This is a genomic window from Paenibacillus sp. OT2-17, from assembly GCF_009827695.1.
Classification (GTDB): Bacteria; Bacillota; Bacilli; order Paenibacillales; family Paenibacillaceae; genus Paenibacillus; species Paenibacillus polymyxa_B.
The window spans coordinates 1-8,121 of sequence record NZ_WUDQ01000143.1; the positions used below are offsets into that span (position 1 = coordinate 1).

Annotated in this window: 10 protein-coding genes; 5 read left to right on the forward strand and 5 right to left on the reverse strand. The window is 45.4% G+C overall.

The features are described 5' to 3' along the window. The coding region (locus GRP75_RS15265; protein WP_337194230.1) for a nucleoside recognition domain-containing protein at nt 1-580 on the reverse strand (580 nt) is incomplete at its 3' end. A gap of 412 nt (nt 581-992) precedes the next feature. Between GRP75_RS15265 and GRP75_RS15270 the strand changes: the two genes are divergently transcribed. After that, complete coding sequence (locus GRP75_RS15270) at nt 993-1,370, forward strand: globin domain-containing protein (RefSeq protein ID WP_023990208.1); 378 nt, start codon at nt 993-995, stop codon at nt 1,368-1,370. Between the two features lie 42 nt (nt 1,371-1,412). Beyond that, a complete protein-coding gene (locus GRP75_RS15275; RefSeq protein WP_202404149.1) occupies nt 1,413-2,123 on the forward strand; it encodes a DUF2225 domain-containing protein in 711 nt (236 codons plus the stop codon). Nucleotides 2,124-2,215: 92 nt separating this feature from the next. Here the strand turns inward: GRP75_RS15275 and GRP75_RS29785 are convergent, their stop codons facing one another. Together GRP75_RS29785 and GRP75_RS15285 are read right to left on the reverse strand one after the other, a co-directional pair. Then, a complete protein-coding gene (locus GRP75_RS29785; RefSeq protein WP_023990206.1) occupies nt 2,216-2,452 on the reverse strand; it encodes a hypothetical protein in 237 nt (78 codons plus the stop codon). After that, the gene (locus GRP75_RS15285) at nt 2,449-2,619 is read right to left on the reverse strand and encodes a YycC family protein (protein WP_014277894.1); all 171 of its coding nucleotides are present in this window, start codon (nt 2,617-2,619) and stop codon (nt 2,449-2,451) included. The genes GRP75_RS29785 and GRP75_RS15285 overlap by 4 nt, the downstream gene beginning before the upstream one ends. Nucleotides 2,620-2,716: 97 nt before the next feature. Here GRP75_RS15285 and GRP75_RS15290 point away from each other — a divergent pair, with 97 nt between their 5' ends. After that, on the forward strand, nt 2,717-4,504 hold the full coding sequence (locus tag GRP75_RS15290) for a M3 family oligoendopeptidase (protein ID WP_160789722.1): 1,788 nt from the start codon (nt 2,717-2,719) through the stop codon (nt 4,502-4,504). Between the two features lie 259 nt (nt 4,505-4,763). Continuing rightward, complete coding sequence (locus tag GRP75_RS15295) at nt 4,764-5,165, forward strand: O-methyltransferase (protein WP_160789723.1); 402 nt, start codon at nt 4,764-4,766, stop codon at nt 5,163-5,165. A gap of 244 nt (nt 5,166-5,409) precedes the next feature. On the opposite strand, the gene GRP75_RS15300 is transcribed toward GRP75_RS15295, so the two are convergent. Next, on the reverse strand, nt 5,410-5,646 hold the full coding sequence (locus GRP75_RS15300; protein WP_013311861.1) for an alpha/beta-type small acid-soluble spore protein: 237 nt from the start codon (nt 5,644-5,646) through the stop codon (nt 5,410-5,412). Between the two features lie 90 nt (nt 5,647-5,736). Beyond that, nucleotides 5,737-6,702, reverse strand: coding sequence for an aldose 1-epimerase (locus GRP75_RS15305; protein WP_023990203.1), 966 nt, complete (start codon nt 6,700-6,702; stop codon nt 5,737-5,739). 453 nt (nt 6,703-7,155) lie between these two features. On the opposite strand from GRP75_RS15305, the gene trpS reads away from it, so the two are divergent. After that, nucleotides 7,156-8,121, forward strand: a 966-nt coding sequence (gene trpS, locus GRP75_RS15310; protein ID WP_160789724.1) for a tryptophan--tRNA ligase, incomplete at its 3' end; no start/stop codon positions are given.

Sequence of the window (8,121 nt, forward strand, 5' to 3'; positions counted from 1 at the left end):
ACTTCGACCAGGCTTTTTGAGTAGGTTGAGGGCGGTCGCTGCGAGTATCTGTTTCCCCTGAATGGGAACCGTGGAAGCGCATAAGCAGCCCGATGATGAGCACGCCACCATAATGGGCCGCGCCCAGTACGAGTGCAATTTCTGGTTGATGGAAGAAGCCAACGGAAACCGCACCGATCAAAAATATCGGATCAGAGGAAGTGGTAAACGCGACCAAACGCTCTCCTTCAATGCGTGTGATCCATTTTTGCTCCCACAGCTTGGCTGTTAGTTTAGCTCTAATCGGGTAACCGGATGCGCAGCTGACTGCAGCGACAAAACCCCCACAACCAGGTACACGGAATAGAGGCTGCATCAGCGGATCCAACAGCGCACCTATGAAATGAACAATTCCGAAACCGAGGAGAAGCTCGGAAATAACGAAAAACGGGAATAAAGACGGAAACAGCACGTCCCACCAGATGGCAAGCCCCCGAAGCCCGGCATTCAGAGAAGATTGCGGGTATACAGCCATAAGCATAAACAGGAATAGCAGTGTAAGGATGAGCAGAGGAAGCGAGTAACGACGGTATAGCGACATAGAGGCCCCTCCTTTGGAGTTGTACTAATATACCTATGTCGGGGATGGACAAAGAGTACAAAAAAATCAAAGAAAACGGTTACATCTAATGCTGTATTTTTGTAAATAGTATGTTAAAATAGGAAAACAACGATCCATAACCTTAAGGATGGAGTGATCAGGATGAGTATCGTTGCCGGTCTGTTCGTATGTGCTTTTGTGTATGTTATTCGTGCCTCTCTCGTCCATCCCGGTGAAGAGGATTGGCGGAGTTATTAGTTGTGTTTATAGAATGACGAAGCTGTGTGCAACGAAGCACACCCTCTTCATATGTTAAATTGATAAAATGACGCTTATTTTTAGCGTCATTTTTTGTTTTTTGTTATAATACGGGTGTATATTTATTACCATAGCACAGAAAGTTGGAGGAAAAGTGAACCCTAGCCTGAGCATTTATGACAACCTTGGGGGTGCGGAAGGTGTTCGTGCTATTATTGAGGCCTTCTACCCGAGAGTTTATAAAGATCCGTTGTTAAGTCCCCTGTTTCCTAAAGACATGGAACCGGTTAAGGAAAAGCAGTATATGTTCCTGAGCCAGTTTTTTGGAGGACCGTCCCTTTTTTCTGATGCATATGGTCATCCGATGTTACGTGCCAGACATATGAAGTTTCCCGTAACGGAGGAGCGAGCAGAGGCATGGTTGTCTTGTATGGCAGGTGCGTTAACGGATACGGGCATTGAGGAGCCGCTTCGTTCAATCATACTTAACCGTTTGTCTGGTCCTGCGCATCATTTTGTAAATACCCCGTAAGCTTTCGGGGATTGCCGAATTTTGGAGAGGGTTGTAAAAACATTGGAACTTGAACCGTTATATCAGATCAAAATCATTTGCCCACATTGCGAAGAAGAATTTCAGACATCCCGTGTAAGACCAAGCCTAAAGAAGGCCAATCGTACGGATTCAGATTTTTGTGCTTATTATAAGAATGAAAATCCGGATTTTTATGTCGTAAGGGTCTGTCCTCATTGTGGATTTACCTCGACAGAGCACTCTACCGTTCAGTTAAGCGAACAGCAAACCAAGATATTCAAGGATAAAATCGGTAATCGCTGGCAGTCTCGCGAATATGGCGGGCATCGTAGCTGGGAAGAGGCATTAGAAACGTATAAACTGGGTTTACTATGTGCCCAGGTCATCGGAGAAAAGGAACGCGTAGTAGCTAGTCTATTACAGCATATCGCTTGGATGTACAGATACCAGGGAAATGAGGAGCAGGAGCTTCGCTTTCTCAAATTTAGCCTGGATTCTTATGTTCGGGTCTATGAGCTGGAGGGTGTCGGGGCGAATAATGCCAAACTGCTTTATCTGATTGGTGAATTGCATCGACGTACAGGCAACTTTAACGAAGCGGTACGCTGGTTTTCGCGTGTCATTAATGACAAAAAGATTATGGATGCAGCCATGATCCGGGCTTCCCGTGAACAGTGGTCTGTACTGCGAGAACAAATGCTGGCTAAAAATTACCAACTGCCAGAGGAAATGCAAGACGCAAGCTCCTCCTGAAGAAATAAAGGTGTGCACTATGGCCGATTTAGGCTCATGGTTCACACCTTGTTTGTAAAACGGGTTATCTTATCTTACAACTGCCTCATGAATTAATGATGACGCAATGTGGTATCTGACAGCAAATAATCGTCATCACAATCCACTAAAGTAACCTTGTTATGGCAGCATGGAAACACAAGCAGCTTTTTCATACCTTCGTGTATGAGCTTAAGTTCTTTTGGCTTCAGGGGCAGCAAAACATTATCATGGTCGCAAAACGGACAAGACTGTACATAAACGTCTCCCATGACGATGTCATAAGGCCAGGTTTTATGAAAAGGGATCATGATTTGTCCGATTCTCCGCCGTTCGGGTCAGCGGTTTCTTCTTTAGCCAGTTCGGCTAGCTTTTGCATCAAAATGTGCTGGGGTGTATGCATAAGGTGTTCCAGCGGAATGCCGAGCTTTTCGGATAATTTCACAGCCGTTTCCGGCGAAATTTGTAAGGGTCTCATCCTGTTTTCCTCCCAATTGTAGTGATTTACTATCACGATGTAGCTTTATTGTATATGAAACCACAAGAATTCGCCAAAAAAGAAAGGTGGAACTATTATGAAAACACCGTTAAAGCAAACATGGGATCTGGAATCTATTTTTAGCGGAGGATCTTCCTCTGCCTCATTTCTTGCATTTTTGGAAGAAATGGAAAGCAAGGTCCAACAACTGCAAGCTCAGCTTAAAGCAGCCAAAGTACCACAAACGGTATTGGATACCGAGCGTCTGGATAGTGTACTGAATAGCATACAGGAGCTGTTTAATGGTGCGTCGCAGGCGGGTTCCTTTGTCTCTTGTCTAACTGCTCAAAACCAGCACGACAAGCTGGCTGTTCAACTGGGTGCGCGTGTCAATACGCTATATGCCCAAGGAAAAAGTGCTTTAGTATCTTTCCAGAACTTGCTGGCACAAACCAGTGAAGACATTTGGCAGAAATGGATGGAGCGGGAAGCTATCCAGCCGATTTCTTTTGTCCTGACCGAATATCGGAACGAAGCACGTGAAAAAATGGCTCCTGAGCTGGAAAGCCTTGCATTGGATCTGGCAGTGGATGGCTACCATGGCTGGGGCGACTTTTATGATACCATTGTCAAAAATATGACGATCCCTGTGCCAGAAAATGGCGAGATCGTAAACCTGTCTGTAGGTCAGGCAGCTAATAAGCTGGATGAAGCAGATCGCAGCGTACGTAAAGACGTGTTTGCACGTTGGGAAGAGGCATGGGCTCAGGTAGAGGACTATTGCGCGGATACATTGAATCATTTGGCAGGCTTCCGTCTGAAGCTATATGAAAAACGAGGCTGGACAGATGTGCTTAAGGAACCGCTGGAAATCAGCCGTATGTCTGCACAAACGCTGGATACGATGTGGCAGGTTATTAATGAAACAAAGCCTATTGTAGTCAAATACTTGGAGCGGAAAGCAAAACTGCTGGGCTTAGAGAAGCTGTCCTGGCATGATGTTGAAGCTCCGCTGGGGACGTCAACTACTAAAATCCCTTACGACGATGCTGCTGTAACGATTGTTGAGCAATTTGGTAAATTTAGCTCGAGAATGGCTGAATTTGCCCAAATGGCTTTTGAGAAAAGCTGGATCGAAGCAGAAGATCGTCCAGGCAAACGTCCGGGTGGTTTCTGTACATCTCTGCGTCTGAGCAAAGAGACCCGTATTTTTATGACCTATGCCGGATCACCATCCAATGTTTCGACACTGGCCCATGAGCTCGGACACGGTTATCATCAGCATGTGATGAATGAATTGCACCCATTGAATCAAAATTATGCCATGAACGTAGCTGAGACGGCATCGACGCTGGCAGAACTAATTGTATCAGATGCGTTGCTGGAAGCTGCCGAGGGTCAGGAAAAGGTGGCTTTGCTGGAGGATAAAATTCAGCGTGGTGTAGCCTTCTTTATGAACATTCATGCCCGTTTCCTGTTTGAAACCCGTTTTTACGAGCTGCGGAAAAAAGGAGTCGTAGGAGCACAACAATTAAGCGAGTTGATGGAACAAGCGCAGCGTGAAGCGTTTAGTGGTGTCCTGGATGAGGCTCATCCTCATTTTTGGGCATCCAAACTGCATTTCTATATTACGAATACTCCATTCTACAACTTCCCGTACACATTCGGGTATATGTTCAGTGCAGGAATTTACGCTTTTGCGAAGGAAAATCCTGACGGCTTCGCCGACCAATATGATGCCTTGCTGCGTGATACAGGTCGCATGACAGTCGAAGAATTGGCTTCCAAGCACTTAGGTACCGATTTAACACAGGCTGACTTCTGGCGTAATGCTGCGCAAGTTACTGTTCAGGATATTGAGCAATTTTTACAAATGACAAAATAACGGATTTACACTTTAGAGGTCTCCCACGAGGGAGGCCTTTTTTGTAATTTTTGCAGAAGATGATGAACAAAGTCGCAAAATGTCGAAGTGTAATTAACATTACCTGTTGGCGAAATTTAAAATGATGGATATACTTAGAAAATAGTTATAAATACCCAATTATGTTGGTTTTGATTGTAAGGTTAAAAATCTTCGCATATAATTGAGCCGTAAGACCTATTAAATATTTTTGGATAAGGTATATAGGAGGGTTTTTGTAATGGATGAAGTAGGTCAATTGTCGTTGGTAAGGCAGATGGATATCGTTTTAAAAGAACTGGATAATGAACTGGCGGGTTTGTCGTCAGGTATCGTATTTGTACAAATACGTAACAATGTAGTTGGGAAATTTGGGATTCGTCATAATCCGCTTGCAGGTAAAGGTGGCACATTTGCAGCAGTAGAACCGGGGTTATCAGTAAAGCATCGGGAGGATTTTCGGCGTATGGCCCTAGAAACGCTAAATCATAAGCGTAGCTGGACTCATGGTGAGATTGCTTTCGATTTTGCCATCAGACAAGGAACGATTTTGGTAGATGCAACACTGGAGTCCAACTACAACATGGCGAATCTCATGATCCGCTACAACAAGCCTACATACCGAGCGGCTAATTCGGAATAAACATTTATATGAGAATTTTGCAAATATCCCATAAGCGACTTCCAATGAACAAGATATAGATCGAAATGGTTAGTTCGTCTATATCTTGCACTTCGGAGCGACTGGAATCGAATTTTGCAAAATCCTGATAAAAAAGAGTAAAGAAAAGGCGGCCTTCCTAGGGAAGACCGCCTTTGTTATATGCCCGTTATAACGCATTTTGGTAAATTACGATGAACGGAATGCTCACGCGGAATAATGACGCTTATTGACCTGAACGACCTGATAATTGCTGTTCGGCCAGCTGTACCAAGCGTTTAGTGATATAGCCTCCCAGAGAACCAGCTTCACGGGATGGCATGTCACCGTAGTAACCATCTGCCGGAATGGTGATGCCCAGCTCTTGTGCAGCTTCATATTTCAATTGTTGCAATGCGTTGTTGGCTTGAGGAACAACTAGGTTGTTACTGCGACGGCTTCTGCCTTGATTAGCTTCATTCATGTGTAGTCACCTCCTTCGGCTGTGATGAGGTTAGTATGCGACAGAGTTATGAAAATATGCGCCGAAGGAAGAAAAGTGACTAGAGGAAAATTACGGATATATGATATGAATCTGAGTTTTGAGGTCGATGGATTGCTGAGGCTCCAGACGGATCAGCCCGGCTTCCCCGACAGGATCAGGTGAATTGGGCGCATCAGGCAGCCATGTATAAGGCTCAATGCAAAGATACTGGTCGCATTCACCTTTGGTATATAAAACCCAATACTTATAGTATTGCTCATCTGCTGTGTAGCGGATTTGATAACCGTCGTCACGGGTCAAAAGAGCTTCAGCAGGGCCTTCCGTTGCCCGCAGCAGCGTATCTAGATTTGTTCCTTTCAGAGAAAGTCCCGAAGAGAGCTGTTCCAAGTCGTCCAACGAAGTAATGATACCTGTAGGTAGCTGTTCAGCATCCTGCTCATAGACGCCATTCACAGGCAGCTTTAGGCGCCAGCGCTCAGGTTCTCCGTCCACCATAAACCAAGTGTGATATCCCAAGCCAAATGGAGCTGCTTTTTCACCCAAATTCGTTACGCGCAGCGTTTGACTTAATACAGCACCCTGTAAGCGATACGTCATCTCCAGACGTAAAGGAATGGGGAATTGTTCCATCCAGTGAGGATCACTTTCTGTTAAAAGCTCGGTAGTAACACTGCAACCTTCTTCATCCTCTTCAATATCACTGCAGCGCCAGGATTGATTACGATGCAGACCGTGTATATGATTGTCATTGGCAGTATTTCGGTCGAACTGATAAGGAACACCGTCAAACTCAAATTGTCCCTTGCGAATTCGGCCTGGAGGAATCAAAATGGGCAAGCCAAAATGATAAGGCTTTTGTAAATAGAAAGCCAATTCTTCCTCACCAGGCCGACGTACGATATCCCGGTCGAGCTTCAGATCACGCACTGAGATAATATTATTCCCGAGGCGAGGGATCATCGTAACTTCGAGTTCACCACTATGTAAAACATACGTGTCGTAACCGTTCCAGTGTTCTTTGGTCACTTGTTTCATATCCATGCTCCTTTGTCCACTATAATCGGTTGAAGCTTCGTGTCATTATGATAACAGATTTTTGATCGTAGGGCACAATCGTCATTTGACAATAACATTATGCGGAATTATCATTAATGTAGTTTAGAAAGTAATGACATGGATAACGCGATGATGAGGACAAGTAAGCTTTCGCATAAGCTCTTCAGAAAGCCGGTGGTAGATGGGAATCGGTGAGCCTGCACTGCTGAATGGACCTTGGAGTGCCGCACAGAACAGGATTCTACTGTCCTCAGTATGACGGCCGATTGCTCCCCGTTAACGGAGCTTTAAGATTGCAGGCAGCCACGGAGCATAGCTCCGACAAGGAATAGGCTGACGGCAATGAATAAGGGTGGTACCACGGTCTCGCGTCCCTTGAGGATGCGGGGCCTTTTTGCGTTCTAATTTTGAAATAAACGGAGGAGGAAGAATATGAAAACTGTACTTTCAGGTATTCAGCCTAGTGGACAACTTACTTTGGGCAATTACATTGGTGCAATGAAAAACTTTGTCAAATTGCAAGAGGATCATCAATGTTACTTTATGGTCGTGGACCTTCATGCAATTACCGTACCGCAGGAACCGGCCCAATTACGTGAGCAGTCGGAGGCGGTAGCGGCATTATTTATCGCAGCAGGTATTAACCCGGAGAAATCCAATGTCTTTTTACAATCCCATGTTCCTCAGCACGCTGAGCTGGGATGGTTGATGACAACACTGACGAATATGGGCGAGCTGGAACGTATGACTCAGTTTAAAGACAAAGCGGCAGGCAAGGACTCCGTAGGAGCAGGGCTGTTCGTATATCCATCGTTGATGGCAGCTGACATTTTGCTCTACAACGCGGATCTCGTTCCGGTAGGCGACGATCAGAAACAGCATCTGGAGCTGACACGCGATTTGGCGGGTCGCTTTAATCACCGTTACGGAGATTATTTTACTGTTCCCGAACCGTATATCCCTGAAGTAGGGGCGAGAATTATGTCCCTGGATGATGTATCTAAAAAAATGAGTAAGAGCAATCCGAATGCAGGCAGCTTTATTGCCCTGCTGGACGAACCGAAAGTCATACGCAAGAAAATTAGCCGCGCTACGACCGATTCTGGCAGTGAGGTTAGATATAATCCAGCCAATAAACCGGAAATTAGTAATCTGATGGGCATCTACAGCCAGTGTTCCGGTTTGTCGCTTCAAGAAGTGCAGGATCGCTATGAAGGTCAAATGTACGGAACATTTAAAAAAGAACTGGCAGAGACGGTTGTAGCTATGCTTGAACCGATTCAGCAGCGCTATCGCGACATCCGGGAATCCGGTGAAATTGGACGTATTTTAGCCCAATCCGCAGAGCGCGCACAAGAAGCGGCTGAAGTCACGTTGTCTGCGGTCAAAGAGCGCATG